This window comes from Cyanobium sp. ATX-6F1, assembly GCF_047395825.1.
Taxonomy (GTDB): domain Bacteria; phylum Cyanobacteriota; class Cyanobacteriia; order PCC-6307; family Cyanobiaceae; genus ATX-6F1.
In genome coordinates this window covers 404,997-429,072 of record NZ_JBCEBF010000003.1, presented here as the reverse complement: position 1 = coordinate 429,072, position 24,076 = coordinate 404,997, and the positions used below count along the sequence as shown (strand labels likewise).

The window sequence follows — 24,076 nt, the reverse complement described above, 5'->3', positions numbered from 1 at the left end:
TTCGACCTTGTGACCGTGGCTGTGCAGGCGACCCTCCGGCGCAGGCGCATGATCTCGCTGTCGTTCGCCGCCGTGGCCGTGGTGCTGGCGGCCGCACCCCTGCCGGGGCTCAGGCGCCCCCTGCTGGTGGCGATCGGCTCCGAACTGGCGCCGGCCATGGAGGCGCTGGAGCCCGCCTTCGAGCGCCAACACAGCGACATCGACCTGGAATGGCAGGTGCAGGGGTCCCAGGAGATGGTGAACCGCTGGCTCGATGGCGGGCCGGAGCGGGCCCGGGTGCTGATCCCCGCCAGCCGCGACCACCTGACGGCGTTGGCCGAGGCGGCGCAGGCTCGCGGGGAAGCCAGCCCGTTTGCAGAGGTTCCTCGAACCGTGGCCCGCACCCTGCTGGTGGCCGTGGTCTGGCCCCAGCGGGCCCAGCGGCTGTTCCCCGCTGGCCGCTTCAGCTGGAGCCGCCTGCGCCAGGCCGTCGCCGCCGGCCAGTGGAAGGCCCTCGGGGCTCCGCCAGCCTGGGGCAGTTTCGACCTGCGCGCCACCGATCCGCTGCGCTCCAATTCCGGCCAGCTGACTTTGGCGCTCTGGTGCGAGGGCGAGGCGAGGCCCGGCTGCGTCGAAAGCCTGCGGAGGGCCCTGTACCGGCCGGCCCGCTCCACCGACATCCTGCTCAAGGAGTTCATCAGCGGCGGACCCAACGAGGGGGATCTGGCGATGGTCTACGAGGCCTCGGCCCTGGCCCGGCAGCCGGAGGCCGCCCGAGTGCGCCCCGGTGGCTACCAGGTGCTGGTGCCCGATCCCACGATCGAGACGGTGCTGGCGGCGGCGGTGCTGCGCGGTGCGGGCCAGGGGCGCCAGGCCGATGGGGCACGCTTTGTGGCCTACCTGGGCGGCGCGGAAGGCCAGGATCTGCTGGCTTCCCGCGGCTTTCGCCGGGCGAACGGCCGGGGAGGCAGCGCCCTGGGCGAACGGGCAGAAGCGCCTGCCGCCACCGACGCCGGCCCAACGCGATGAGCTGCTGCGGCTCTGGCAGCAGGCGGGCTGAGGCAATCAGTCGGCGGCGGCCAGGGGGCGCTCAGGGCACCCGCACCAGCAGCAGCAGCCGGTTGCCCTCGGGGTCCCGCAGCCAGGCCTCGGCGCCGAAGGCTTCAAGCCGGGGTGGTTCCGCCCCGCTGGCGCCGGCTGCGATCGCGGCTGCGATCCAGGCCGTGAGCACCGAGAGGGCATCGTCTTGGCTGGCGGTTCGTTGCAGGCAAAGGGATAGGCGGCCGGGTTGCCTGGGCTGGGGGCGCGAGCGCGAGGGGGCGTAGATCTCCAGCCAGCCGCCCGGCGGCCAGGGCAGCCGCCAGTGGCCAGGGCCCCAGCCCGGCAGCGCTTTCACCAGCAGCAGCTCGCCGTAGAAGCCGGCGAGTGCGGCGGGATCGTCGGCCGCCAGCACAAGCGCTGCACCTGGGGGCCCTGAATCGATCAAGCGTGCTGCGGTGGTCGGATCTCCAGGATGGGTGATCGCCACCCAGGCTTGCTGGCAGCGCCCTGGAGCGCCCTTTGAGGCTTTTGCGCCTAAACCCGCTTGAAACCGCAGGCAGCGCCCTCGCCCGCCAGCATGGGCCTAAAGCTCCGACGACATGGTGTTGCCCTCTCCCTTCTGCCCGCTGGTCGCGGCCCAGGTGGCCGGCCTGAAGGCCACCGTTCTGGTGCTGCTCACCCTGTTGCTCAAGTCCAGGATCCAGATCAAGGCCGCCTCGGCCCTGGGATTGTTCCTCCTGCTGCTCCAGACCCTGGTGTTCCTGGCCGCCGGCGGGGCGCTTGGTGTGGTGGCGCTCCTGGCTGCCCTGCAACGCCGCAAGAGCGCCCTGGCCTGAGCCCCCTTGGCGCTGCCTCGTCTGCCCACCCTGCTCGCTGCGCTGGCCCTGGCCCCGGTCCTGGGCCCGGGCGGGTCATGGCCTCTGCAGGCTCAGGAGCAGGTGCCCGCCACCGTGCTCTCGATCGGTGATGGAGACAGCCTCCGCGTACTCCAAGGCGGCCGGCCGATCAGCGTGCGCCTGGCCTGCATTGATGCGCCCGAACTCTCCCAGCATCCCTACGGCGAGCGCTCTCGCCAATACCTGCGCACGCGGCTGCGGATCGGCAGCCGCGTGCGCCTGCTTCCCAGACGGTTGATCGCTACGGCCGCACCGTGGCCGAGGTGATCGCTGAGGTCAATCTGGGCCTGGCGATGGTGGAGGACGGCCAGGCCTTTACCTACCGGAGGTACCTCGCGGCCTGCAACCAGCAGGACTACCTCGAGGCGGAGTTCCGGGCGAGCCGACACCGCTTCGGGGTGTGGGAGCGTCCCGGCGGCATTCCCCGGCCCTGGGAGGTGCGCTGGGGCCGCTTCAGCAGGGAGATCTCTGATGTCGGGCTGCCATGAGCACACCCACGGGCCCCCGGGTGCGTCAGGCTGAGGGTCTTGATTTCGCTTGAACGGTGCTGGCGGCCCTGCTGATCCTGGTGGTGATGGGGGGTGTGGCCTTCAGCCTCAACCCCAGCCGCGATGAATTCCAGTGGTTCATCCGGCTCAGGCGGCCGGCCTGGCTGACCTTTGAGCGCTTCATCCCGCTGATCTGGATCGGCATCTATGGCTGTTTTTATGCCTCGGCCCTGCTGAGCTGGAACGCCAGTGGCAGCGCCCCGTTGATGGTTGGCTACCTGCTGCTGCTCGTGCTGGTGCAGAGCTACACCCTGGTGATCGTCAGAACCCGCAGCCTGCGCAACGGAACGCTGCTGGCGGCGGCCGGCTGGGCTTGGGGTGTGGCGCTCACGATTGCGGTAGCTGATGTGAGCGGGCCAGGTTGGTGGCTGCTGGTTCCCTATCTGCTCTGGAGCCCGATCGGTACCTTCGTGACCTGGCGCATGCAGCGTCTGAACCGGTGAGCCTGAGCGCTGCAGCTGATGCAGGACCGGAGGAGTCCCTGTGCTGCGCGATGCTTGAACCACTTGATCGGGCGAGGGGCCATGGCCCACCAGCAGCTGAAGGACTTCCTGGCCCTTGTGCAGGACGATCCAGCCCTGCGCCAGCAGGTGATGGCCGCCTCAACCGCGGACGATGTGGCTCAGATCGCGGCCCCCTTGGGTTACCAGTTCTCCGGCGATGAACTGCTGCGCGCCTCAGGCCAGAAGATTGGGCGGGTGACGATCATCAAGCAGGATGTCCCAGGCGAATACAGCTGAAACTTCCCGTGGAGCCCCAAGGAAGATCTTCGATCGGATCTGTGCCGATGCGTTGCCCATTGATCCTGTGAACCGGCACGGAAACGCTACGTTTGCCTGGCTGGGATTCTATGGCAATACCTGCGAATCAAGCAGGCAAGGGAGCATGGAACTCGAGATAGAGAGGGGATCTCTTGATGAGATCCCGTGGCTGCCAGCGTACGGCTAGTCTATTTATGCACTCTTTAATACAGGCGAGCTCATTCATCCTATTTGCGCCTGTGAACGTTTGCTGAAACAGATGAAAGGGTCAACCGTGAAGTCCAGAGATAAGCAAGGCAAACGGTATTTGCATTCAACACAAAGCAGTGCATCTCAGGTGACTGGATGACTGTCAGTGTGATCACTCCAACCAGGCTGCTGCCAGATCGACTCAGCATGTTGGTGGAGTTGAATCAGAGCCTGAAGAACAATGATGGCTCGGTTGAACATGTCATCGTCATTGATGGCGCCAGTCGGGACAAACTCCCTGCTGGGATTTGCGAGGGCGCCACGGTTGTTGCGACGGAACGTCCAATCGGCCAAGCCGCGGCGCGCAATCTAGGCTTGGTCATGGCACGGGGTGAGTGGATCACCAGTGCCGATGATGATGACTGGCTCTATCCACACTCGATTGACCAACGATTGGATGCGATCCGGGGTCGGCATGGGGTACTTTGGTCCGCTGGGTATTGTACGGACGATTACAAGACAGATCCTAGAATTGTCCCCGCAGGCCCCAGTTCCCCTGGGGATATCTGGCGTGCCTGGCCAACACCGAAGGCCAGCATCCCATTGGGTCCAACAACCTTGCTCGTGGAAGCCAACCTCCTGAAGCGAGCCGGCGGTTGGATGGGGTTACCTCAAGGTGAAGATATTGGCATGATGATGGCGGTGACCTGCATGGCACCAGGCATTGTGATTGAAGCCCATGTTTATCACATTCGGCTCCATGGTGGGCAGATGACAAAAACGACCTGGTTTGACGACTTGGAACTTCTCTCACGCAGAAGCGCCTGGGAACGGGGTGAGCGAATTCTCTCCCAGGCCCAGATTGACAGTGCGCCATGGGCTGCTCTTGCCTCCATGGATGTGCGCCAGATTGAGCAAGGTCAGCAGACCATCATGAGCGGTCTGGCTGTTGTGTGATTCTGCGCAGACCTGCCAGGGATGGAATTGCTGGATCCATGCGATGGCAGGTTCCGCTGATGCGCCTGGCACAGGGATGAAGATCATTCCTCGCGTCTTGTCCGTCCGCGCGATTGACGCAGCCCACAGCGGAGTCTGCGCTGCTTGGTTGAGCGCTCCAATCGATGAGGTCGTCAAGGCCTTGGGGTGTTGAGCAGATGTTCAGACATGGCCACCAACAACGGTCTTGGCTAGATCTTCTGCGGCCAGGCGCTGAAGCGGGGTTCCTCATACTTTGCGATGGAAATGCGCCATCCCTGAAGCATTTGTTCCTGAAGGCTGTTCAGCAGGGACTCCGTGGACCCGCCGTTGATCCAGGCCGCTTTCAGGGACGGCAGTTCACTGCTCATCCACTCCAGGGGAAGTTCCAGCAGCAACAGGCTGTCCTCTGCGCAGGCCCGGGCGATCGCCCCTTGATCGCTGCGCTGCCACAGCCTGATCAGGAGTTCCAGGACAAGGCTTCTGGCTTCGGCGCCAGGGGCGTCGCCAGCTGCGGTGGCGTTCTTCTGGGATTTGCCGGCCAAGGGGAGCAGCCGGCGGCCTTCCTGCTCGACGAGCGCGAGGCAGACGAGATAGGGCGCATCGGCCATGGGGACTGCCTCGCATCAAACTCCACCCTGGCACCACGGCGGCGGGTCCATGCCCATCCAGGAGCGCTAAAGGTGATGTCCGATCAGCTCAACCAGCCGGCAGAAGGCATGAACAACCTGGTGGCACCACTCAGCCAGGGGCAGTCGATCCTCAAGTCGACTCCTCATGGCTCTCCTGCTGGCCATTCACCCAGGCACCGGTGATGAAGGTATCGAGGAAGCTGCCCGCCGCCAGTGGCCCCTCCGTGAACTCCACACCGAGAAGGGTCAGGTCATTGGTCGGCGCTGACCAGCAGACCTGGGCGAGCATGCTGAGTTGTTATCCCTCGGCTTCTGGACTGTGGATCACCACCAGACCCTCGGAGTGGGTGGGGATTCGCTGCCGCCCCGCCAGGGCCAGACAGGCTCCGATCACGCTGATGTCCCTGAGACGGCCCAGATGCACATGATTGGGAAGCAGATTGAATTGAGCGACCACGTGCAGCCTGGATGGGACTGGATAACGCAGGTATCGCCGAGGAATCAAACGTCCGGACGCTCGTTGTGCCATCGGCACGGATCAGGTTGGACTTGCGGCAAGGATAGGTAAAGGTTCGGAGATGTCCAGTTAGAGGCCGTCTTCAGACGGGCTACGCACTGAAGCATGCTCCTTGCCAGAGACATGGGTTGAGCGCTTCGTCACGGGCAACCAACAGTTTGGAACGTTTGGAGGAACGCCTATCTCAGCCAGTTCAGAATCGAATAGCACAAGGATTGAAGGACAACAGTTACTCGGAACCACAAGCGCAGGTAGCTGGCGTTCCCCCGGCTCAGGGTTTGGCGGCCTTGGCACAGTTGTACTTCGCGTCCTTCTGGATCGCTGATTCACCCTTTTGCGGCAGGTGTACTGGATCGACTTATCCGCCTTCTTTAGCTTTTGCCAGTAGAAGCCTCCAGCACTGTCAAGCGCCTTCAGCGAGCACCTTCGCTGAGGCAGGCATCGTCACCGAGGTCGCACAGATGAGTGCGATCAAAGTCAGGGCAGCGGTTCGCAAGGTCGATCGAAGAACGGTCAGTCATGGCTATTCCCGCTCGACCGCAATGGCACTGGGCTTCACCTGCTGCCATCAGCAGCCCCCATCCCGCGTGCCAACGTCTGAAGTCCCAGTCCATCAGGGTGGGCTTCGAGGTACCCCAGATCCCATGGGCGCTAAGCCGTGCGGGCCCTCGTCGGCCCCTTACTGCACACGTCGATAACGGCTCAGGTCCATCAGGTGGAGTCGTTCACTGCAGTTTGGTGTAGGGCGAATACGTGCAAGGCGAGTCATGGGGCTGGGGGCGCTTGGTAGGCGTTGACTCTCGAGCTCTGGGGGAGTGCGCACCTCTTGTTCAGCCAGTGCAACGTGTTGGCCTGGCACTGCTAAGAATCAAGACACGGGGGATACAGCTGCGAAGTGCTCGTGCGGTCGATCTAGGGTGAGAATTGTTGGGGCGAAACCAGTTGTACCCTGATTATCCGCTGCCTCGAGACGAGCCATACCGTCAGCGTGATCTTGAGCGCTACGGGGTGCTTGATCAGCCGAGCGACCAGAACTTTGACCGCTTGGTTCGACTGGCTTCCACAGTTCTGGATGCGCCCATTGCACTAATTTCTCTGATCGATCATCAACGCCAGTGGTTCCTTGCGCGTCATGGTCTAGATGCGACTGAAACCCCGCGTGAGATGGCTTTCTGTGCCCATGCCATCGTTGGTAGTGAGCCGTTGGTGGTGAATGATGCGAGAAGCGATCTCCGTTTCTGCAACAACCCTTTGGTGATCGGAGAGCCTGGTATTCGCTTTTATGCCGGCGCACCTTTGGAGTCCTCTGATGGGCACAACCTCGGCACACTTTGCGTGATTGACCGGGTGCCGCGCACCTTCAGCGCAGACCAGGTGAGTGTCCTGCAAGATCTTGCCGACTTGGTGGTTCGCGAAATGGATCTTCGTCGTCAGGCGATGCTGTGCCCGCTCACGGGACTCGCCAACAAGATGAGTTTCATGGAGCTGGGGCAGCGAGAGTTGAACCGTTCACTCGAAAGCGGCAAGCCAATGGCCTTGCTATTGATCGATATCGATCACTTTGCCAGAATAAACAACAGTTGGGGCCATCAGATTGGAGACGAGCTGTTGTGTGATGTGGCAGAGGTTTTCCTCTCAAACCAGCGTCAGAATGATCTGATCGGACGCATTCATGCTGATGAATTTGCAATCCTGATGGTTGACTGCGAACAGGACGAAGCATTAGAGCGGTCTGAGATTATTCGGTATGCCATCACTCGCCTGCCCTGGATCTTCAGCGTCAGCCATTTGGGCGCCCAAGCCAGCAGTGGATTGGCCGAGCTGACACCGACTGACCGAAAGTTCAAGGAGTTGTTGGATCGCGCAGAGCGGGCCTTGTTGGAAGCTAAGAACAGTGGTTTGGAGCACCAAATCGTCCTGGTTTAGAGCAAAGCACCTGTCAACATGGATTCAGCGGCTTGATGGCGAACGGGTCGAGATTGTCGCCCACTGTCCCCACCGACCCAAGCCCCGTCAGCAGCAGCGGCCACGGGGCCACTCACATCGGCGGCTGGTACCCCGGCAGCTCCCTGCCAGGGCAGTCCGGCCGCCAGCCAGTCCCAGAGCTCCACGCTCGGATGGAGCAGCACAGCGGAGCGACACAGGCAGCCCTCCCAGAGGATGTCCCCGGTGTCGACTGTCTAGCGTCGAGCCCCTTAGCCGCCGTCAACCTGATTGTCGCCGGACAGCTCGCGGTTGATCGGCCGCTGCTCCACGGGCTCAGGGCTCCTGGAAGACCTTGACCTCCTGGTTTTCCAGCTCCATCAGATCGAAGCTGTACCAGCCGTAGGACATGGCGGTATCGCTGCAGGCCGGGCTGGGGTTTTGCTCGTAGTCGGGATAGAGCTGGCCGAGCCGATACAGCCCCGGCGGGGTGTCGGTGTTGGTGTGTTTCCAGTCGTTGTCAGCCCCCTGGCCCCGCGCCAGACACGGCACCTTCCACAGGAAGGCACCGGAGTGGTCGTAGGCCTCCATGTCCTGGTCCCGGTCGTTAACGAGCAGATAGGAATCGCCTGGTTTGACCGGTGCGGCGATCTTGGGTCCGGCGAGTCCGGCCTCTTCATCACCACGGGGATCGAGACCTCCGCTGGGAGTTGGGGGAGCCGGTGGCTTCTCGCTGAACTTGAGCGCCCAGGGGGCTTGCTCACTGAGAATCACACCGCCTGTGTCGGCTTGCTTGATCGCGTCGTAGAGGCCCCAGACCCCGGACACCTGCTGGGGCTCATCCTTGAAGGCTTCCCAGCGGTCCTGGAACCGCTCTGGGGTCATTGGGGTGGCCATGGCGGCAAGGGGGTCTCGGGTCCAACCCATTGCCAGGTCCGCCAGCGGTACGGTTCGACATACGTGCCTGACGCTCTGCTCTGGTGGCCAGCATTTCCGCGACAGAAGCCCGCAAGCGGCTGTATGCCCTCATCGATGAGGTCGGCGACACACACGAGCCGGTGCAGATCACCGGCAAGCGCGGCAATGCCGTGCTGCTCTCGGAGGCCGACTGGAATGCCATCCAGGAAACCCTGCACCTGGTTTCGATCCCGGGGATGCGCGAGTCGATCCTCGATGGGTTGGCCACACCAGTGGCGGACCTGCACGAGCTGCCAGGCTGGTGATCCAGGAGCCGTTCAAAGTCCCTGCAGGAATGGTTCCTCCGTCATTCATTCCGGTGCTGTCTCACAGAAGGTGGTTTCCAGGTCACGGGCCCCATGCAGAACCCGCACGATCTGCACCCCATCGGGAACGTTGAGATAGAAGATGACGTAACTGCCCACCGGAAAGCTGCGCAGACCATCGGCAAGCTCGTCCCTTCGTCGGCCGATGCCGGGCTGTTGCGCCAGCACCTGAAACTTCTGGTCGATCACATCGATGAACGCATCGGCATGGGCGTCGCTGTCCTCGGCGATGAACTCCCAGATTTCAGCTAGATCAGCCCTGGCGCGGGGTTGGAGAACAATCACCTGGACGGATCACGCGCCCTGGGCGACGGTGCTGCGGGACGCCTTGCGCCTGCGTCCGTCCTGCTTGATCTCCTCCGCATTCCAGGAGGTCGGCTTCCCGCTACTGAAGCCTTCCTGGATGTCGTGTCGCAGTTGCTGGAGCTTGAGAGAATGCAGCTGGTCCTGTTGCTCCATGAGCCTGAGGGCTTCGCGGACGACCTCGCTGGCGGAGGTGTAGAGGCCAGAGGCGACCTTGGACTTCACCATGGCTTCGAGCTGAGGCGAGAGGCTGACATTCATGGTCATGACGACGTCCAGGGACCACTCTCAAGATTTCGAGCCTAAGGATCCTGGCAAAGACTGTCAATCTTTGCCACGGCGAGCAACGCCTCCGGGCCGACGACGGGAGACGCCCTGTCTGGTCAGCAGCGCCAGCAGCTGCGGATCGATCGAAACCTGCTGGCCCGGGAGCCGCCATCTCCCTACGCTGTAGAACAAATCGTTCAACAGCAGGGGATCATGGCGATCGGGGTGCGGGTGGAGCCGGAACTCGAGCGGCAGCTCGATCAGCTGGCCCGGCAGCTCGGCAAGAGCCGCAGCGCCTGCGTGCGAGACGCCATTGCCCAATACCTGATGCGCCATGGCGATGGCGAGGAAGCCCGCCGGCAGTCCGAGCGGCTGGCCGAACGGGAACCTCAACAGCACTGGAGCGAACAGATGCCCGACTGGAGCGACTGGACCGCGTGAGCCTGCCTGAGCTCCGCCGCGGCACCGTTGTGACCGTGGCCAGTCCGGGGGTGTACTCCGGCGAACCCAGACCAGCGGTGGTGGTCCAGGCCGACCGCTGGCTGCAGGCCCATCCCAGCGTCACCCTCTGCCCGCTCACCAGCACCCTGGTGGAGGCGCCCCTCGTCCGGCTTCCCGTGCAGCCAACAGCACGCAACGGCCTGCAAAAGCCATCCCAGCTGATGGTCGACAAGCTGTTCAGCGTGCCGATCAGCTCCCTCGGCAAGGTGGTGGGGCAACTGGAGCCCCAGCTGCTGATTGACCTGGATCTGGCCCTACGGGGCTGGCTGGAACTCCCCTGAGGTGGCCGCCACTTGAGGCCATCGACGAATCAGAACAACTCCCGTTCGCCTTGATGCTGAGCAGCCCGCTCCGCCAGAAAGTCGCCTGTCACTGTCGGACCACCCAGGAAGAAGCTGTCCCAGCTGCGGCCGAGCGGCGCAATGATCCGCTCCTGGCCGCAGGCACGGACCTCCACCTCCTGGACGGAGTCGGGAAACCGCAGATGGGCCGGGAGGCGGACGGCCTGGCTGCGGTGGCTCATGAACAACTTGGTGACAGAGCGCATCGAACCGGCTGGATCTCCAGCGAGTCTGTCTCTGGGTGGCTTGTCCCGCAGGAGTCAGCAAGAGAAGCCCGGCCGCAGCCTGGCGGGAGCTGGATCAGGAGGCCAGGATGCGCAGCACGATCTCCCGATTGCGCAGCAGCCAGCGCGGAACTTCCCCGGTGGTTTTGACTCCGGCCTCGATCAGCAGATCGAGTAGCGCCTTTCCGGCCCCGGATGAGCCCCGCTGCAGGGCGACGGCGAGGGTGCCATCGATGCGGGCTGATCGAGGAACGGCCAGTGCAGGGAATCGAGCTGGCGTTTCTTGGCCCACTGGCCGCCATGGGCCACTTCAACAGGGCCCACTCGCGTGAATTCCAGCTCCTCTGGCGGACACCCGACCACGCAACTCAGCAGGGTGTGATCGAGATCTGGCGTGGGCGCGATGACCAGGCGGATGCGCGAGAAGGCGTGGCTCGGACGCTCCTCGCGGGAGATCAGCAGAAGATGGATGGACATGCCGAGTGGTCGATGGACACGCAGGGCCACCACGGCGAGGGCAAGGGTCGCGTCAGCGACTCGCGCCGCCCTTGCCCCGCCGTGGACACTGCGGATCCCCTGAGCCCCAACCCTTTTGGGCCAGGGGTTTCACGTCGCGGCCATTGACGGTGACATTGGGGTATGGCCGATTACCTTCATACGGCCTCCTGGCCTAAACAGGACCGGCTTGAGCGCCGGGTTCAGTTGGCCGCCTGCGGCAGCTCCCCATCGACCAGAAACAACTCCCTGGCATAGCGATGGATCCGCCCATCGTCATGGCTCAAGAAGGAGGCGTGATCAGCGCAGATCTCGCAGGTGATCTCCACCTGATCAAAGGGCGGGGAGCCGAGGGCCGCCGGGGTGAACACCCCCACCTGGACCAACGGCTCTCTGGAGCGGGCGCTGAGGTACTCAAACGCCTCGATGGCGGCCTCACGCATCCAGTCCCCCAGCCGTTGGCTGGCTCCGTAGTGACGCGGGTCGCGCAGTGCGGCCTGGGCGCCGGCGACGGCAAGCTTCTGCAGCTGCAGTCCGCGGCTGGTGTCGATCTCCACCGAGAACAGGGCTTGGCGGCGGCGAATCGGTTCAGCGGGGGATTCCACTTGGCCCTCCCAGAACAGCAGGGCGTAGTAAGCCCCTTCCACCAGCGATCCAGAGCGGCTGCGGGAGCCATAAAACATCCCCCTGTGCTCCCGCCCTCCAAAGCGCGAACCATGGGGCAGGGGGGATAGCGGAACGGGGTGGTGAGCAGTGGATGACTGGGAGTGCGCTGTGAGAAGGAGGGCAACGGGGGCTTGCTGGTTTCCACCAGGGCCTCCAGACGCGCCAGCTGCTCGAGGTCATCCACCAGGGGGCCAAGCGTGTCGATGCCCTGCGGCTGCACCAGCCGCAGCACCGTTCCCTTCAAGGGCACAACCGCGGCGGCCTGGGCGATGGCGAGCAGATCCATCGCGCTCAGATCCTGGCGCGCATGGCATCGAGGTACTGCACGATCTCCACCAGCGCCTCGGTGCGCTGCACCTGCTCGGCCGGGACGCCGCCGGTGTGGCGGTTGGCGGTATGAAACCAGTGGCGCATCTGAGCAGGGTCGTTGCCCACCAGCACCGCCAGGCTGCGATAAAGACGCACCACTAACAGCGCCAGCTCGCCGGTCTTGGAGAGCGGGTCAATCCCTTTGCCACGGCCAAAGAGCGAACGGTCACGTCCCAGCACCCGCGCCAGGGCGAAGCGGCTCAGATCCAGTTCTTCCGCAGCCCGCACCACCGCCTGGAGCAGAAGCTGGGCGTCGGTGAGCGGATCCGCTGAGGCGGCGACTGGTGGCGAGCGATCAACAAGGGGCATAGATCTGATGCATTTGCATCAAACCTAGCCCTCTTGAGTCAAAATCGACAGGCATCATGCTTCTGCTTCACCGCCCAAGGCCACCCAGATCAGCCCGAAACGGCAGAAGCTGAGCGCTGCTTCTGGTCACTGGCAGAGCCAGGCCAAGCGGCTGGGCCTGCCATCTCCCTTGCACCGCCGCGAACACGGAGGAAAGCCGATCAGCCTCCAGAGTATGTACACATTGAATTGGAGGTTGGCGATGGCGAGCCGTGTGGGCATCCGGGAGCTCAGGGCACAGCTCTCCTCTCATCTGGAAACCTCGACGCCGATCGAGGTGACCCGCCACGGCCGCACGATCGGCCTCTACGTTCCACTGCCGCAGCACCCTGATCTCAGCGAACGGGAGCAGCTGATCGAGGCCAGCCGTCAGATGCAGGCTGAGCTTCTGCGCCTCGGCCTCTCTGAAGAAGACTTGGCCACTGACTTCAAGGGGTGGCGTCAGCGGCAGACCCGGGGCGCCAGGAAGAAGGCGTGAGCAAGGTGCGCAAGCGCCTGGTGCTCGACGCCAGCATCTTGACCTGAGGCGTTTCAGTGATTGATGTGGACCGTTCAGCTCGTGGACGAATCGGCTCTCGAATCAGCGATCCCCGCGACTGACTCACCACCCTCCAGGCTTGCCCATGGCAATAGCTGGTGACGTGATTCGGCCCGCCCTCGATGCCCTGGAGTTCAACTGGCTCGCTGCTTGGCCCGCAGGGCAGCCCTGGTCCAGCTGGAGCGGCCGGCGCACCCGGGTCAGCCGGCCCGCAAGGGCCATCAGGCCCGCAGGGCACACCCGGCACCGCCGGTGCAGCCGGCAGCACCGGCCCGCAGGGGCCGGCTGGAACGGCAGGCGCAGTCGGCCCGTCCGGCCCGGCCGGCCCGCAAGGCGCGGCCGGCACTGGCATCAACCTCAAGGGCACGGTTGCCACCTACTCGGCGCTGCCGACCTCGAACCGGCAGCAGGGTGACGCCTACATCGTTCAGGACGAGGGCGACACCCTCTACTCCTGGGACGCCACCGGCAACGTCTGGGTCAATGCAGGCGCAATCCAGGGCCCGGCTGGTGCGACGGGGCCCGCTGGAGCCGCCGGCCCGCAGGGACCGGCTGGCGCCGTTGGACCCCAGGGCCCGGCTGGCGCGGCTGGAGCAGCGGGCCTCCAGGGCCCGGCCGGCGCGGCTGGCGCCGCTGGCGCGGTGGGCACCCGTGGCACGGGCTGGTTTGTGGGCAGCGGGCCGCCGCCGGCCAACATCCCCGGCCAGATCGACGGGGACATGTACCTCGACACGGTCTCGGGGACCGTCTACAAGCTGACGGTCACGGCTGGCACTCCAGTGGCCAACCTGCCGGCGATCGGCGGCGCCCTCGAGGGCGGCTACTACGGCGGGCTGATCTCGGCTACGGCGAATGGGGTGGCCACCCATGCGCTGATCATTGCGCCCAAGGCCACCGGTCAGGCTCTCAAGGTGCTCAAAACCGCCAACACGGCCACGGCCGGGGCGAGCAGCACGTTCGATGGCCTTGCCAACAGCAACGCTGCCAACGATGCCGGCCACCCTGCTGCCCAGTGGGCGCGGGCGCTCACGATCGGCGGCTATAGCGACTGGTATGTGCCGGCGCTCTACGAGCTGGAGATCCTGTACCGCAAGTTCAAACCCGACAACACCGACGGCAACACTGGAGGGTTCGGCGCCAATGCTTACGCGGTGCCGGTGACCACGGCGAACTACAGCCTGTCGATCCCGCCGCAGAGTGCGTTCCCGCTGTTTCAGATCGGTGGTGCTCAGGCGTTCTTCGAGGGGAACATGTGGACCTCGACTGAGGATCAAGCCACCACGGCGATCTGCCAGGACTGGTATTACGGCTCCTGGGGGCCGATCAGCAAGACCTTCAGCCAGACCACCCGCGCCATCCGCAAGATCCCTGTGGTGCCCTGATGGGTTGGGTGGCGAGGATCGACACGCCTCGGCGCGTGGAGGAGCAGCGGGTCACGGCGACTGTCACCGCCCCGTCGGTGCTGGATCTGACCTTCGTGGAGCTGGGCACTGATGGCCGTTTCCTGGCGGTGGGCTGTGACATCGCCGCCTGGATCACCTTCTATGCGAGCGCGCAAGCGCGGAACGCTGATACGGCGCGGCCGATCGTGGAGGATCCGCCGCTCTCGGCGGGGGTGCTGCTGGATCTGAGCTTCGATGGCGTGATCCCGTGGCTGCTGCCCGCACCGGGCTCCACCTACTCCAACGGCGAGTCGCCGCTGCGGGCGCGGCTCTTCGCTCGGATCAGGACTGCGCTGAACGTGGCCCATGCGGCGACGGTGACGGTGCGGGCCCTGATCGAGCACGACACGGTGCCGTCCTGATGGCGGCAACGATCCGCGATCTTTCGCGCCGTGGTGACGAGCCAAACGCCTTGGGTGCGCTGAGCGTGATGGCGGCGCAGGTGGACATGGAGCTGGCCACCTGGACCAGTGCGGCCAATTCTCAGAACCTCGGCCAGCTGCTGACCCTGCTCACCAACAGCGCGGGGGCGCCCGGGTTCCTCGGCTGGACGATCCGGGCACGGCTCACGGCTCAGAACCTCGGCTCGCCGGTGGAGCTGATGAGCCAGTGGGTGATGAACACGACCACGGCGGCGGTGAGCACGCATGTGGGGCTGGCCTTGGGCCATAACCCCGCTGGCGGCCTCGGCAGCCACGGGCTGCTCTCTGGTGGCCGGGGCACAACGAACACGCTGGCCACGCTGAATCAGCCCTGCCCGATTGGGGCGGCGACGGCCTGGAGCCTGAAACCGGGCCAGGAGTTCTTTGCTTTTAGCCTCTCTCAGCACAGCTTCTCCAACCGTCAGGCCCTGCCGCTGCTGATCGCCAAGGACGTCACCACCGGCGACTGGCACCTCTCGAACACCGACATGGCCGCTGTGATCAACACGGTGGCCTGGAGCCGCAACCTGCCGCAGCTGCTGCTGTCTGGGGGCTTCCGCCAGGAATGGTTCAGCAGTGGCCCGCCGTTTGTGCTCAGCCGGCCAGCGCAGTGGATCCCGATCACGCCTGGTGTGGGCTACGTGGTGCCACTGCCGCCGGTGCAGTGGTGGGATCCGGTGGTGTTGCCGGAGGACCTGGCGATCTACAACCGCACCTTCTCCAACCTCGGCTATTTCAAGGCGGCTGACGGCAGCGAATGGCTGCAACTCGGCCCCTCGCGCCTGGCGGTGCGGGTCGTTAATCCCACCACCTGAACCCACTACCAGCTCCCAGCGCAGTTCTTCCCCATGGCCCTTGCCACTTCAGCCCTGCAATGGGCCTCCTGGAACTGGACCAGCGCACTGCCCGCCAACCCAGGCCAGAAGCTGACGGAGGCCTTCTCGGCCTTCGCGGCGGCGGTGAACGGCAACGCCGGCAACAACTGCCCGCTGGCCATCGTCAAGGATCACAACTCCGCAACGGGTGCAACGAGCTACGGGTATGTGTGGCGCCTGGGCCATCCGCTCAATCCGGTGCTCTTGAGCTTCTACAACACCAGCAAAGTCCAGGGCTATAGCGCCTCGTCCAGCTCAGCTCTGTTGAGACTGGGCCTCGAGAGCGCCTACACCAACGACAGCAGCAACGGCGGCTACGGCACCTTCGCGACGACCTTGTTCAGCGTCAACGCGGGCCTGTCCCATTACGCGCCGGATGGATCGCCGGCGATTGATTACGGCGCCATGCTGCTGGTGCTGATGGACACGGCGCCAGGCCGTGAGTTCTTCTGCTACTCGATCGCACCGATCGGCGCGGACACCTACACGCAGAACCACACGATGGTTCTGTTCAGGTCACCGGCAACATCAGGCTGGAATGTGTTCTTCAACCGCTCCAACGCCTATGTCGGCATGTTCTACTCGCAGAACAGCTACATCTGGAACAACAACACGATGGTGGCGTCGTCTGTGATTCCGCCGCCACCAACGGGCAGCGAACAGCAACTCATTCGTGGCTGCGGGTTGTATGCGACCACCACCAGCGGTGTGTTCGCTCCTGGCACCATCCAGCCACGGGTTGCGCTGCCGGATTGTCTCTGGCTGGGCAGCAACCAGATCAGTGATCCGCGCCGCCTGGGCCGGGCCGCCTCTCCTGCCGGTGGCGGTACCTTCTACCAGCTGGCGGCGGCGTACAGCGGTGCCACCGATCTCTGGTTCCTGCAGCCAACCGGGACGCCTGCGGCGTTGGCGGGCTGGAGCACGGTGGGCTCGCTGCCGTGGGCGACGATGCCCGATCGGTTGAGCTTTTGCCCGATGGCACCGTTGCAGCCCCTGGCGATGGGGCCGGCTGCTGCACCGGACTTCCTGACGGACTGGAGCATGGTGGCGATCGGCGCCGCTGGAGTGCGCCAGCACCCCTTCTATGCCAAGCAACTGCAGGGCAGTGGCGGGGGCGGTGGTGGCGGTAGGCCTACCACTGGGGTGCTGTGGCCCCGTGGCAACGGTTGAGAGCTGCGGCCCTGCGGTGACATGCGGACTGATTCGGATTCGCTGTGAGCGCCGTTGGCTGGACTCAAGGGGGAAGAACGCCGAGGCGCCGGCCCCCGATCACCGGGTGTTCGATGTGCCGCCTGGGATGGCGAACCAGATCGCGCGTTGGTACCGGCAGCAGGGCTGGGAGGTGATCGAGGAGCCGATCTGAACCGAGAGGACCTGCGGTGAGTTTGCGCTCATTTTGCGCTCACGCTGCCGGAAATGGCGATAAAGAAGGGCCCCCGGAATGTCCGAGAGCCCTTGTTATGACTGCAGTCGGGGCGACAGGATTCGAACCTGCGACCTAGTGCTCCCAAAGCACCCGCGCTACCAAGCTGCGCCACGCCCCGATCAGCCCACCATAGGGCCCAGATGCCCCACTCCCCTTGGCCTGGCTTGAGATCAGCTGCAGTCGAGGCTCTGGGGCGGTGGAGTGGGGTCCCTCCGATTTCGCGGGCACCAATCAGGGCTTCTTTGGGGTGCGTGGCGGTGCAGCCAGGACATGCTGCGCGTCATCGAGCCAGTGGAGATCGCCCACGGAGGTGTCCCGGTGCTGGCTGTCCTGGTCGATACGGAGCAGCCGCTGCTCCGGCTCAACGCTGCTTGGGGCGAGAGCCCGATGGCAGAGCGAGGCTTACAGCGTCGCCTCCATGGAATGACCCAGCGTCAGGTTGGCAACTCTGACGGGAGCACCCTTCGCTTCAAGAGGCCTTCGTCTGCGAAGAACATTTCGTTCCAGCCTTGATGCCAGCCCAGCGCATCGCTCTGGCTTCTCACCTCAACGGTTCTTTGTGATTGATCCTTGGTTGAGTCACCCATCCGGACGGAGGAAATAAAAATTATGAGGGCATGAATACTCATTGTCCGTACCCAAGGCTGATCCGTCCCAGTGAACCCCACTAGCGTTGGTGGTAGATGGAGAGGTACACCATGAACACGCACATGCCATCTGTTTCCACTTCTGCTTCCGCTACCGCCGAGCACGCCTTCACCAATCCGCAGGATGCCCTGCACCGGATCAGGGAGTTGGCTCACAGCAACCGGGATTTTGCCAACTCCCTTCGGCATAGCCATTCCACCGAGGAGGCCGCTGAACTCGCCGGGGCCCATGGGATCAGCATCAAGCCCGAAGTGCTCTGGCGCCATCGCGGCACCTTGCTCAGCGGTGGCCTCCCCACTTGGCCGGGCTGATTGCGATTCAGTTCACCCTTCAGCGGCTTGGATTCTGAGGCTCTTGGCGGATCATCTGCAGGTCTTCCCCATGAATAAGTTCGCCAGGATCACCGGACTTTTTCTTCTGTTCGTCGCAACCCTTCTGCTGCCGACTCAGCATGCTGTTGGGAAAGCAGCAGACGTTGGATCAAAACAGGACAAGGCTTTGATCATGAGTGCCATGTCGGCGGCACCGCTTGCCGTTGCCAAGGGAGCCACGATTGTTGTGATGAAGAAAGGGGGTGAGATGCGGACCCTTCGAGCGGGTACCAACGGCTTCACCTGCATGCCCGACAACCCCGCAACGCCAGGGCCCGATCCGATGTGCATGGATCGCCCTTCATTGGACTGGGTCCAGGCATGGGTGAGTCAGACCGCACCAGCTCGAGGGAAGGTGGGCTTGATGTACATGCTCGCAGGCGGGACCGACGCCAGTAACACCGATCCCCATGCCCAGAAACCCACGGCGTCGAATCACTGGATCAAGACCGGCCCACACATCATGGTGGTCGGTGCCGATCCCAGCTTCTACGCTTCCTATCCCAGTAGCCCCAAACCAGATCCATCGAAGCCCTATGTGATGTGGCCTGGAACTCCCTATCAGCACCTGATGGCGCCGATACGTTGAGCATCGCCAGGTTGATTGGTCTGAGCCACGGAGTTCACGGACGCTCGCTCGATCAGGTCGCTCTGGGGCCGCTCCCTCCCTTCGCTTGTCCATGAACGTTTCGGCTGAGTCGGATCCCTGGGATGGGACCTCTGCAGTGGAACCTCCGCTGGTTCCTGGTGGGACCCCGCTGGATCATTGCCACCATGGCACCCTCTGGTGGAAGCTGAAGGTGCTGGGGGCCATGGCCTTGATCGCCTGTGGTGTTGCCCGGTTCCTGCTGGACGTGCCGCCGGCCGTAGTCGTTCCGATCCCCGCAGCCCAGATCCTGGTGCTCATCGGTGGAGGGACGGTCTTTACGCATTACGGGCTGCTCAAACGGCGGCGGGGTCGATTCGATCACCCTGAGGCGCTGCTCACCCGTGGCGGCCTGTTTTCCGTGGTGCGCCATCCGATGTACCTGGGCGATGCGCTGATGGATCTGGGCTTTGCGCTGCTCGCGGGCACTTGGTTGGCCTTCGGCATCTATGGCCTCTGTCTGGTGGCGCTGGGGCTCCAGGCACGGGTGGAAGATCGACACCTGGCGGAGCGCTTCCCCGAGGCCCACCGTCATTGGAGTCTCCACACCGGCCTCCTTTGGCCCCTAAGGGCCGTCAGAGGCGCATCCCCTTCACCGCCCCGATCGTGATCGGAGGCCGCTGCAGGCAGTCCACGGCACGGATCGCCCTGGTTGCGGGGAGAATCAATGGACCGTTGAACAGCTTGTGGATTCGCAGTCACCCGCTTCTGTCGGCCCCCCGCTCAAGGCGGGCCCCAGCCACCGCCGTGGGGTCCTGCTGGTGGCCCTGGGCTGTGCCTTGGCCCTGGCGGGCTGCGGGGAACCGAAGCCGCCCCGGGAGCTGAGCCAGCTGCAGGCGGTCACTGATCAGCTGCTGCGCGCCAATGCCATCCGCACGACCCCCATCCGCTTCGCGCTTGAGGCCGGGGAGACGGCCCCCTACTGGGCCCAGAAGGCAGGCCTGTGCAAGGCCAGTAAGCAGGAGAAGGAGAGCGGTGACGCCTGCGAGCACTGGGCCCACCTCTCCCCCGCTGAGGCCGAAACCCCGGTCCATCGCCAGATCAACCGTCTCTCCTATCTGCTGGGCACCGCCAGTGCCCGCACCTACGCCCACGGTCTGATCAGCTTCGATCGATCGTTCTTCCTGGTCCACGAAGACGACCCCGGTGCCCTGCGCTGCGTCGTCGCCCACGAACTCACCCACTTCCTGCGCCGCCATGCGTTCCTCAGCTCCCGGGCGGCCAATGGCCTCTGGAAGGACCTGCCGGAGCAGCAGCGCCACAGGGCCCTGGCCCGCCTCTCCCGGCAGCAGGAACTGGCGGCCGATCGCAACGCCATGCTGATGACCGCCATCGCCGGCCACGATCCGGTGATCTGCGTCCAGCAGCTGCAGAACGGTGCCCAGCTCGACGCCGACTACGCCCCCGAGGCACCCCTGGAAACCCATCCCGGCTACAGCCGCCGGCTTTCGGCCGCCAGGGCCTATCTCCAGGGCCCCTTGCAGCGGGATCTGGCCGCCTGGCGCAAGGCCCAGGCCAACCGTGGCGAGCGCACGGCCACAGCCCCGCGCTGGAGCTGGGATCCGGGCGATCAGTTGCTCACCGTGCGCACCCTGCCGGAGCCTGGCCCGTTGCCCTAGCTGGGCTGCGATGGGTTCTGGCGCCGTGGGCGGCCCATCAGCCCAGCACGGCGATGGCGTCGATCTCCACCCGCGCCCCCTTGGGCAGGGCGGCCACCTGCACGCAGGCCCGCGCCGGAGACACCCCCGCGCCAAAGCTGCCGGCGTAGAGGGCGTTCACCTTGGCGAAGTCCCCCAGATCCGCCAGGAACACGGTGGTGCGCACCACCTGCTGGGGCGAGGCGCCCGCCGCTGCCAGCACCGCTGCCAGGTTGGCCAGCACCTGACGCGTTTCCGCTTCCACATCGCCGTCGCCAACCAGCGCTCCGGTGAGCGGATCGAGGGCGATCTGACCGGAGCAGAACAGCAACCCCCGGCCTTGACCGCCTGGTTGTAGGGACCCACCGGGGCCGGTGCCTGGGCCGTGGTGATCGCTTCGAGGTCGGGGGCGGCAACCATGGGGGTGAAGATGGGGCGCTGAGCTTATGGCCGGACGCCCATCGTCGGCACCGATTCCCCACCATCGACGCCCCCAGGCACTCCGGCCACGCCCCAGCTGGAGTTGCGGGATCTGTGGCACCGCTACGGCAGCAGCGCCTCTGGCGCTGACTGGACCCTGTCGGCGATCGATTTTCAGCTGCGGCCCGGCGAACTGGTGGGCCTGCTGGGCCCCTCCGGTTGCGGCAAATCCACGCTCTTGCGCCTGATCGCCGGCTTCGAGCGCCCAGAGCGCGGCAGCGTCTGGATCGAGGGCCGTGAAGTGGCAGGACCGCACCGCTGGCTGGAGCCGGAGCGGCGCGGTGTGGGCATGGTTTTCCAGGACTACGCCCTGTTCCCCCACCTCGATGCCTGGCGCAACACCTGCTTTGGCCTGCGTCCCCATCAGGACCGCAGCCGTGCCGCCTGGCTGCTGGAGTTGCTGGGGCTCAGGGGGCTCGAGCGCCGTTACCCCCATGAGCTCTCCGGCGGCCAGCGCCAGCGCCTGGCCCTCGCCCGGGCCCTGGCGCCGGCCCCGTCCCTGGTGCTGCTGGATGAACCGTTCTCGAACCTGGACGTGGAGGTGCGCACGCGCCTGCGCGGCGAACTGCCCGGGGTGCTCAGCCGCTGCGGCGCCAGCGGCCTGATCGTCACCCACGATCCGGAGGAGGCGCTGGCGATCTGTGACCGGGTGGCCGTGCTCCAGGCCGGAGTGCTGCAGCAGTGCGCCAGCCCCCGGGAGCTGGTGGAGCACCCCGCCACCGCCTTCGTGGGCGGCTTCGCCCTCCAGGGCAACCTCGTGCCGGCCCGGCGCGAGGGAACGCGGATCCACACCGCCGTTGGGGTGTTCGAGCCCGATGGCGAGCCCAGGGCCGAACGGGCGAGGGCCGGTGAGCCCCTGGAGGTGCTGATTCGCCCCAGCGGCTTTGATCTGGCGGCCGACCCCGCAGGTGAAGCCCTGGTGGTGGGCCGGGAATTCCTGGGCCGCGAATGGCTCTACCAGGTGGAGGTGGGCACGCTGCGCCTGCGCCTGCGGCTACCCCTGGAAAGCGAACTGGAGCGGGGGCAGCGGTGCCGGCTGCGGCTCAAAAGCGAGCCGTTGGGTCTGTTGTTTCCCGAGCGAGTGGCCGTCAGGCCCGTGGCAGAATCGGCGGCTGTGCCGTAACGCCAAGGGCGTACATTTCGTGGTGCTCGTTCGGCTGGGAGCTACATCCTCGAGAGAGCGGTGATCTTGGCAAGCTTATTGTGATCGAGACCCTCCAGTTCGCTGATCTCTAGCAGGCCATCTTTCACCATGCCTGCGAATGTGAACAGCAGGGAAGATGGCTTGAAATCATACTTTCCATCGAATTCATATCTCCTGGTGCTGAGATAATCGTGGAGTCCCCAGACCTGATCGAGAGTGACGATGGAGCTGCTCAACTCCTGCACGCTCCGCGTCAGATCGGCCAGATCCCGTTCGTAGGCCAAGGCAAAGGCCACTCTGGCGGTTTCCTGCTCATCATCGCTCCAGTCATCCTCCACGATCTACCTGCCTTCAAGGTCAATCAGTCATCGTAGCGCTGCGCGTGGCGTTTACGCGAGCAGGTTTCGATTGCATGGACCCGTGGCAACAGGTGCCAGGGAACCTGTGGATAGCGATGGTGCTCCCAGTGATAGCCGAAGTGATAACAGCTCAGCAGCGACAGCAGCGGTGGAAGCGCCCAGCTCCGAACCTCGTGGGTCTTCAAGGTGGTCCCCAAGCTTCCCCTGTGGGGCAGGTAGGTTCCGAACAGGAAGAGCTGAACCGAGCTCAACAGCAGGGGCAAGGTCCAGAACAGCAGGATGGAGGCGATCAATCCGCTGCCCGTTGATCGGAGGGTCATCCAGCCCCCCGCCCAGAGCCCGACCAGGAGGGTCATCTGCAGGGGGAAAGATACCCACCCATGAATCTGATGTACCAGCTCAGTGGATGGGAGCGAAGGCCATCGTGATAGTCGGGATCTTGGCGGCTTGCCGGTGAGGCGTGATGGCGCTGATGGTTGGTGAGGCAGAGGTCGTAGTCGAGGCAGCCATAGAGCCCAAGGGCGACCCGCCCGATTCCGTGGTTGAGTCGCCTGTTGCCTGGGAAGAGGCTGCCGTGCATCGCATCATGGGCAACGATGAACAGGCCTGTGTGCAGAAAGGTGCGACACAGCAGGGCGATCACGACCCCGATGGCCGGGAGGTGTTCGGCTTCGATCAGACATCCGCCAAGACTGAGGATCCAGCCGGCGATGATCAAAGCCGCCAGGACGACTCCGGTCAGGTCCGTGGAAGCTGGCCCACCCGCTGAACACAGGGCTCCGCCTGGGCTCTGTTGCCGGTGAAGGGGCCCCGATCGATCGCTTCGGCTCGGCGTTGCGCTCGAACAGGGCATGCGTGCAATCAGCGGATCAGATTGAGCAGTTCCTTGGGGGAAGCGAGCAGATCGATCGCCACGAAGAAAATCTTGTTCTCCGGATTCAGCAGGAATCTCCAGGCCACATCCATGCCCACACCCGCTCCGAACCAGGGCGTCTGGACTTTCCCCGTGACCTTGATCTGCGTGAAGCCGCCATCGGCGGGCTCGCTGACGCCCTTGGTGGGAACCAGCACCAGATTCTGGCAATCCTGCTTGAAGAACTTGAGCACCGCCTCCCTGCCGATGATCGGCTTCTGGAACGGCGGCTGAAGCGCTCCATCGGGAAGAAACAGCTCGATCAGGTTGTCGAAGTCATTGGCGTTCAGAAGATTCATGTATTCGATCACGGTGGGATTATCCACATTCTCGATCGAAACCTGAGTGCGCTCGGAAGCAGCGGTGGGGCTCACGAGTGGCTCGCTGATCGTTTCGGCACCCTCCATCTTCTTGGGGTCATAACCCATGTCCACAACCATGTTCCGAAGAACCGTGATCTGCTGACCAGCCTCCATTCCCTTGATGGTGCTGAGAACGGCGGCGGCGTTGGCGGAGAGCTGGTAGCCCACGGGAATGGGCGCAACGATTCCCTGCTCCATCCACACCCCTAGCTCATACCAGAAGCCCAGCTTGATGTTGTTGGACCAGAGCGCGTAGGTTCGGTTGATGGGCGTGTTGATGTGATTGGCGAGGTCAAACATCACCTTGGTCTGCTCGGCAAAGCTCATCCCGCGAAGCTCGCTGAGGGTGCGCTCGGCGAACTGCATTCTTGCGGCCCCCAGGGCTGCCACGGTGATCGTTTTGCCCATTTCCTTGTAGGCAAACCAGATCAGGGCAAGCTGATCTTCAACCGTGAGCTGGTCGAAGCGCGCGAGGGTACTGGGAACGATGTCGGCCGTGCGGGTCTGCGGGAAAATGCTGCGGGCGGCATCGATGGTGAAAGACATGGCTCCCAG

Annotated in this window: 34 protein-coding genes, 1 tRNA gene and 3 pseudogenes; 22 read left to right on the top strand and 16 right to left on the bottom strand. The window is 64.4% G+C overall.

Annotation, left to right across the window (positions count from 1 at the left end):
* The first annotated feature begins 21 nt into the window (after nucleotides 1-21).
* The gene (locus AAF143_RS13920; RefSeq protein WP_414027206.1) at nucleotides 22-1,008 is read left to right on the top strand and encodes a substrate-binding domain-containing protein; all 987 of its coding nucleotides are present in this window, start codon (nucleotides 22-24) and stop codon (nucleotides 1,006-1,008) included.
* Nucleotides 1,009-1,069: 61 nt separating this feature from the next.
* Here the strand turns inward: AAF143_RS13920 and AAF143_RS13915 are convergent, their stop codons facing one another.
* Complete coding sequence (locus tag AAF143_RS13915) at nucleotides 1,070-1,507, bottom strand: VOC family protein (RefSeq protein WP_255006375.1); 438 nt, start codon at nucleotides 1,505-1,507, stop codon at nucleotides 1,070-1,072.
* A gap of 112 nt (nucleotides 1,508-1,619) precedes the next feature.
* On the opposite strand from AAF143_RS13915, the gene AAF143_RS13910 reads away from it, so the two are divergent.
* The 6 genes from AAF143_RS13910 (at nucleotide 1,620) to AAF143_RS13885 (ending at nucleotide 4,371) form a co-directional block, all read left to right on the top strand.
* Entirely contained in the window at nucleotides 1,620-1,856 is a 237-nt protein-coding gene (locus tag AAF143_RS13910) for a hypothetical protein (RefSeq protein ID WP_255006373.1), read from the top strand.
* Nucleotides 1,857-1,862: 6 nt separating this feature from the next.
* The gene (locus AAF143_RS13905; RefSeq protein ID WP_414027205.1) at nucleotides 1,863-2,183 is read left to right on the top strand and encodes a thermonuclease family protein; all 321 of its coding nucleotides are present in this window, start codon (nucleotides 1,863-1,865) and stop codon (nucleotides 2,181-2,183) included.
* Nucleotides 2,171-2,404 carry a thermonuclease family protein gene (locus AAF143_RS13900; RefSeq protein ID WP_414027204.1) on the top strand — a complete coding sequence of 78 codons (234 nt, stop codon included), beginning with the start codon at nucleotides 2,171-2,173 and terminating at the stop codon, nucleotides 2,402-2,404. The genes AAF143_RS13905 and AAF143_RS13900 overlap by 13 nt, the downstream gene beginning before the upstream one ends.
* 56 nt (nucleotides 2,405-2,460) lie before the next feature.
* Nucleotides 2,461-2,907, top strand: a complete 447-nt coding sequence (locus tag AAF143_RS13895; protein ID WP_255006369.1) for a TspO/MBR family protein — start codon at nucleotides 2,461-2,463, stop codon at nucleotides 2,905-2,907.
* A gap of 81 nt (nucleotides 2,908-2,988) precedes the next feature.
* Nucleotides 2,989-3,204, top strand: a complete 216-nt coding sequence (locus AAF143_RS13890) for a Nif11-like leader peptide family natural product precursor (RefSeq protein ID WP_255006357.1) — start codon at nucleotides 2,989-2,991, stop codon at nucleotides 3,202-3,204.
* A 366-nt stretch (nucleotides 3,205-3,570) separates the two neighbouring features.
* Nucleotides 3,571-4,371 carry a glycosyltransferase family 2 protein gene (locus AAF143_RS13885; RefSeq protein WP_255006355.1) on the top strand — a complete coding sequence of 267 codons (801 nt, stop codon included), beginning with the start codon at nucleotides 3,571-3,573 and terminating at the stop codon, nucleotides 4,369-4,371.
* Nucleotides 4,372-4,601: 230 nt separating this feature from the next.
* Here AAF143_RS13885 and AAF143_RS13880 read toward each other — a convergent pair whose 3' ends face one another.
* The 3 genes from AAF143_RS13880 to AAF143_RS13870 form a co-directional block, all read right to left on the bottom strand.
* Complete coding sequence (locus tag AAF143_RS13880; protein WP_255006352.1) at nucleotides 4,602-5,000, bottom strand: hypothetical protein; 399 nt, start codon at nucleotides 4,998-5,000, stop codon at nucleotides 4,602-4,604.
* Between the two features lie 151 nt (nucleotides 5,001-5,151).
* Nucleotides 5,152-5,310, bottom strand: a complete 159-nt coding sequence (locus tag AAF143_RS13875) for a hypothetical protein (protein ID WP_255006350.1) — start codon at nucleotides 5,308-5,310, stop codon at nucleotides 5,152-5,154.
* Nucleotides 5,311-5,319: 9 nt separating this feature from the next.
* Nucleotides 5,320-5,445: a hypothetical protein gene (locus tag AAF143_RS13870; protein ID WP_414027203.1), complete on the bottom strand. Its 126-nt coding sequence runs from the start codon at nucleotides 5,443-5,445 to the stop codon at nucleotides 5,320-5,322.
* 1,035 nt (nucleotides 5,446-6,480) lie between these two features.
* Between AAF143_RS13870 and AAF143_RS13865 the strand changes: the two genes are divergently transcribed.
* Nucleotides 6,481-7,464, top strand: coding sequence for a GGDEF domain-containing protein (locus AAF143_RS13865; protein ID WP_255006348.1), 984 nt, complete (start codon nucleotides 6,481-6,483; stop codon nucleotides 7,462-7,464).
* Between the two features lie 333 nt (nucleotides 7,465-7,797).
* Here AAF143_RS13865 and AAF143_RS13860 read toward each other — a convergent pair whose 3' ends face one another.
* Nucleotides 7,798-8,358, bottom strand: a complete 561-nt coding sequence (locus AAF143_RS13860; protein WP_255006347.1) for a L,D-transpeptidase — start codon at nucleotides 8,356-8,358, stop codon at nucleotides 7,798-7,800.
* Nucleotides 8,359-8,441: 83 nt separating this feature from the next.
* Here AAF143_RS13860 and AAF143_RS13855 point away from each other — a divergent pair, with 83 nt between their 5' ends.
* A complete protein-coding gene (locus AAF143_RS13855) occupies nucleotides 8,442-8,684 on the top strand; it encodes a type II toxin-antitoxin system Phd/YefM family antitoxin (RefSeq protein ID WP_255006345.1) in 243 nt (80 codons plus the stop codon).
* 45 nt (nucleotides 8,685-8,729) lie between these two features.
* On the opposite strand, the gene AAF143_RS13850 is transcribed toward AAF143_RS13855, so the two are convergent.
* Both AAF143_RS13850 and AAF143_RS13845 read right to left on the bottom strand, forming a co-directional pair.
* The gene (locus AAF143_RS13850; RefSeq protein ID WP_255006343.1) at nucleotides 8,730-9,029 is read right to left on the bottom strand and encodes a type II toxin-antitoxin system RelE/ParE family toxin; all 300 of its coding nucleotides are present in this window, start codon (nucleotides 9,027-9,029) and stop codon (nucleotides 8,730-8,732) included.
* A gap of 9 nt (nucleotides 9,030-9,038) precedes the next feature.
* Nucleotides 9,039-9,308, bottom strand: a complete 270-nt coding sequence (locus tag AAF143_RS13845; RefSeq protein ID WP_255006341.1) for a type II toxin-antitoxin system ParD family antitoxin — start codon at nucleotides 9,306-9,308, stop codon at nucleotides 9,039-9,041.
* A gap of 219 nt (nucleotides 9,309-9,527) precedes the next feature.
* On the opposite strand from AAF143_RS13845, the gene AAF143_RS13840 reads away from it, so the two are divergent.
* A complete protein-coding gene (locus AAF143_RS13840) occupies nucleotides 9,528-9,755 on the top strand; it encodes a ribbon-helix-helix domain-containing protein (protein ID WP_255006339.1) in 228 nt (75 codons plus the stop codon).
* Nucleotides 9,752-10,096, top strand: a complete 345-nt coding sequence (locus AAF143_RS13835) for a type II toxin-antitoxin system PemK/MazF family toxin (protein WP_255006338.1) — start codon at nucleotides 9,752-9,754, stop codon at nucleotides 10,094-10,096. The genes AAF143_RS13840 and AAF143_RS13835 overlap by 4 nt, the downstream gene beginning before the upstream one ends.
* 29 nt (nucleotides 10,097-10,125) lie before the next feature.
* Here the strand turns inward: AAF143_RS13835 and vapB are convergent, their stop codons facing one another.
* The 4 genes and pseudogenes from vapB to AAF143_RS13815 all read right to left on the bottom strand — a co-directional run bounded on the left by vapB (nucleotide 10,126) and on the right by AAF143_RS13815 (nucleotide 12,219).
* Nucleotides 10,126-10,362, bottom strand: a complete 237-nt coding sequence (gene vapB, locus AAF143_RS13830) for a type II toxin-antitoxin system VapB family antitoxin (protein ID WP_255006336.1) — start codon at nucleotides 10,360-10,362, stop codon at nucleotides 10,126-10,128.
* A gap of 94 nt (nucleotides 10,363-10,456) precedes the next feature.
* The gene (locus AAF143_RS13825; protein WP_414027202.1) at nucleotides 10,457-10,672 is read right to left on the bottom strand and encodes a hypothetical protein; all 216 of its coding nucleotides are present in this window, start codon (nucleotides 10,670-10,672) and stop codon (nucleotides 10,457-10,459) included.
* Nucleotides 10,673-11,078: 406 nt separating this feature from the next.
* A pseudogene (locus tag AAF143_RS13820) lies at nucleotides 11,079-11,609 on the bottom strand (RES family NAD+ phosphorylase); the annotation flags it as partial.
* A 223-nt stretch (nucleotides 11,610-11,832) separates the two neighbouring features.
* Complete coding sequence (locus AAF143_RS13815) at nucleotides 11,833-12,219, bottom strand: MbcA/ParS/Xre antitoxin family protein (protein WP_255006331.1); 387 nt, start codon at nucleotides 12,217-12,219, stop codon at nucleotides 11,833-11,835.
* A 241-nt stretch (nucleotides 12,220-12,460) separates the two neighbouring features.
* Here AAF143_RS13815 and AAF143_RS13810 point away from each other — a divergent pair, with 241 nt between their 5' ends.
* The 6 genes from AAF143_RS13810 (at nucleotide 12,461) to AAF143_RS13785 (ending at nucleotide 16,898) form a co-directional block, all read left to right on the top strand.
* Nucleotides 12,461-12,736 (top strand): prevent-host-death protein, encoded by a 276-nt coding sequence (locus tag AAF143_RS13810; protein ID WP_255006329.1) that lies wholly within the window; start codon nucleotides 12,461-12,463, stop codon nucleotides 12,734-12,736.
* Nucleotides 12,737-12,918: 182 nt separating this feature from the next.
* Nucleotides 12,919-14,178, top strand: coding sequence for a collagen-like protein (locus tag AAF143_RS13805; protein ID WP_255006327.1), 1,260 nt, complete (start codon nucleotides 12,919-12,921; stop codon nucleotides 14,176-14,178).
* An 8-nt stretch (nucleotides 14,179-14,186) separates the two neighbouring features.
* Nucleotides 14,187-14,600: a hypothetical protein gene (locus AAF143_RS13800; protein WP_255006325.1), complete on the top strand. Its 414-nt coding sequence runs from the start codon at nucleotides 14,187-14,189 to the stop codon at nucleotides 14,598-14,600.
* Entirely contained in the window at nucleotides 14,600-15,475 is an 876-nt protein-coding gene (locus tag AAF143_RS13795; RefSeq protein WP_255006324.1) for a hypothetical protein, read from the top strand. Before AAF143_RS13800 ends, AAF143_RS13795 begins: the two co-directional genes overlap by 1 nt.
* A 33-nt stretch (nucleotides 15,476-15,508) precedes the next feature.
* Complete coding sequence (locus AAF143_RS13790; protein WP_255006323.1) at nucleotides 15,509-16,705, top strand: hypothetical protein; 1,197 nt, start codon at nucleotides 15,509-15,511, stop codon at nucleotides 16,703-16,705.
* A complete protein-coding gene (locus tag AAF143_RS13785; RefSeq protein ID WP_414027201.1) occupies nucleotides 16,692-16,898 on the top strand; it encodes a hypothetical protein in 207 nt (68 codons plus the stop codon). Before AAF143_RS13790 ends, AAF143_RS13785 begins: the two co-directional genes overlap by 14 nt.
* 107 nt (nucleotides 16,899-17,005) lie before the next feature.
* Here AAF143_RS13785 and AAF143_RS13780 read toward each other — a convergent pair.
* A tRNA-Pro gene (locus AAF143_RS13780) sits at nucleotides 17,006-17,079 on the bottom strand.
* A 676-nt stretch (nucleotides 17,080-17,755) separates the two neighbouring features.
* Between AAF143_RS13780 and AAF143_RS13775 the strand changes: the two genes are divergently transcribed.
* The 4 genes from AAF143_RS13775 to AAF143_RS13760 all read left to right on the top strand — a co-directional run bounded on the left by AAF143_RS13775 (nucleotide 17,756) and on the right by AAF143_RS13760 (nucleotide 20,245).
* Complete coding sequence (locus AAF143_RS13775) at nucleotides 17,756-17,920, top strand: hypothetical protein (RefSeq protein ID WP_414027200.1); 165 nt, start codon at nucleotides 17,756-17,758, stop codon at nucleotides 17,918-17,920.
* Nucleotides 17,921-17,990: 70 nt separating this feature from the next.
* A complete protein-coding gene (locus AAF143_RS13770) occupies nucleotides 17,991-18,569 on the top strand; it encodes a hypothetical protein (RefSeq protein ID WP_255006320.1) in 579 nt (192 codons plus the stop codon).
* 211 nt (nucleotides 18,570-18,780) lie between these two features.
* Entirely contained in the window at nucleotides 18,781-19,236 is a 456-nt protein-coding gene (locus AAF143_RS13765; protein WP_414027199.1) for a methyltransferase family protein, read from the top strand.
* Between the two features lie 76 nt (nucleotides 19,237-19,312).
* Nucleotides 19,313-20,245 (top strand): M48 family metallopeptidase, encoded by a 933-nt coding sequence (locus AAF143_RS13760; protein WP_255006318.1) that lies wholly within the window; start codon nucleotides 19,313-19,315, stop codon nucleotides 20,243-20,245.
* A 37-nt stretch (nucleotides 20,246-20,282) separates the two neighbouring features.
* Here the strand turns inward: AAF143_RS13760 and AAF143_RS13755 are convergent.
* Nucleotides 20,283-20,683 (bottom strand): annotated as a pseudogene (locus tag AAF143_RS13755) (Rid family detoxifying hydrolase).
* Nucleotides 20,684-20,780: 97 nt separating this feature from the next.
* On the opposite strand from AAF143_RS13755, the gene AAF143_RS13750 reads away from it, so the two are divergent.
* The gene (locus tag AAF143_RS13750; RefSeq protein WP_255007115.1) at nucleotides 20,781-21,866 is read left to right on the top strand and encodes an ABC transporter ATP-binding protein; all 1,086 of its coding nucleotides are present in this window, start codon (nucleotides 20,781-20,783) and stop codon (nucleotides 21,864-21,866) included.
* Nucleotides 21,867-21,907: 41 nt separating this feature from the next.
* On the opposite strand, the gene AAF143_RS13745 is transcribed toward AAF143_RS13750, so the two are convergent.
* The 3 genes and pseudogenes from AAF143_RS13745 to AAF143_RS13735 form a co-directional block, all read right to left on the bottom strand.
* Nucleotides 21,908-22,225, bottom strand: coding sequence for a hypothetical protein (locus tag AAF143_RS13745; RefSeq protein ID WP_255006310.1), 318 nt, complete (start codon nucleotides 22,223-22,225; stop codon nucleotides 21,908-21,910).
* A 23-nt stretch (nucleotides 22,226-22,248) separates the two neighbouring features.
* Nucleotides 22,249-23,099: pseudogene (locus tag AAF143_RS13740) on the bottom strand (fatty acid desaturase).
* An 8-nt stretch (nucleotides 23,100-23,107) separates the two neighbouring features.
* Nucleotides 23,108-24,067: an orange carotenoid-binding protein gene (locus AAF143_RS13735; RefSeq protein ID WP_255006307.1), complete on the bottom strand. Its 960-nt coding sequence runs from the start codon at nucleotides 24,065-24,067 to the stop codon at nucleotides 23,108-23,110.
* Between the last annotated feature and the right edge of the window lie 9 nt (nucleotides 24,068-24,076).

Coding starts and splice junctions, on each gene's coding strand:
- AAF143_RS13885 (WP_255006355.1), top strand. CDS start 3,571: ATGACTGTCAGTGTGATCACTCCAACCAGGCTGCTGCCAGATCGACTC.
- AAF143_RS13795 (WP_255006324.1), top strand. CDS start 14,600: ATGGCGGCAACGATCCGCGATCTTTCGCGCCGTGGTGACGAGCCAAAC.
- AAF143_RS13910 (WP_255006373.1), top strand. CDS start 1,620: ATGGTGTTGCCCTCTCCCTTCTGCCCGCTGGTCGCGGCCCAGGTGGCC.
- AAF143_RS13805 (WP_255006327.1), top strand. CDS start 12,919: ATGCCCTGGAGTTCAACTGGCTCGCTGCTTGGCCCGCAGGGCAGCCCT.
- AAF143_RS13735 (WP_255006307.1), bottom strand. CDS start 24,067: ATGTCTTTCACCATCGATGCCGCCCGCAGCATTTTCCCGCAGACCCGC.
- AAF143_RS13875 (WP_255006350.1), bottom strand. CDS start 5,310: ATGCTCGCCCAGGTCTGCTGGTCAGCGCCGACCAATGACCTGACCCTT.
- AAF143_RS13840 (WP_255006339.1), top strand. CDS start 9,528: ATGGCGATCGGGGTGCGGGTGGAGCCGGAACTCGAGCGGCAGCTCGAT.
- AAF143_RS13815 (WP_255006331.1), bottom strand. CDS start 12,219: ATGCCCCTTGTTGATCGCTCGCCACCAGTCGCCGCCTCAGCGGATCCG.
- AAF143_RS13810 (WP_255006329.1), top strand. CDS start 12,461: ATGGCGAGCCGTGTGGGCATCCGGGAGCTCAGGGCACAGCTCTCCTCT.
- AAF143_RS13790 (WP_255006323.1), top strand. CDS start 15,509: ATGGCCCTTGCCACTTCAGCCCTGCAATGGGCCTCCTGGAACTGGACC.
- AAF143_RS13770 (WP_255006320.1), top strand. CDS start 17,991: ATGAATAAGTTCGCCAGGATCACCGGACTTTTTCTTCTGTTCGTCGCA.
- vapB (WP_255006336.1), bottom strand. CDS start 10,362: ATGCGCTCTGTCACCAAGTTGTTCATGAGCCACCGCAGCCAGGCCGTC.
- AAF143_RS13860 (WP_255006347.1), bottom strand. CDS start 8,358: ATGGCCACCCCAATGACCCCAGAGCGGTTCCAGGACCGCTGGGAAGCC.
- AAF143_RS13890 (WP_255006357.1), top strand. CDS start 2,989: ATGGCCCACCAGCAGCTGAAGGACTTCCTGGCCCTTGTGCAGGACGAT.
- AAF143_RS13880 (WP_255006352.1), bottom strand. CDS start 5,000: ATGGCCGATGCGCCCTATCTCGTCTGCCTCGCGCTCGTCGAGCAGGAA.
- AAF143_RS13845 (WP_255006341.1), bottom strand. CDS start 9,308: ATGAATGTCAGCCTCTCGCCTCAGCTCGAAGCCATGGTGAAGTCCAAG.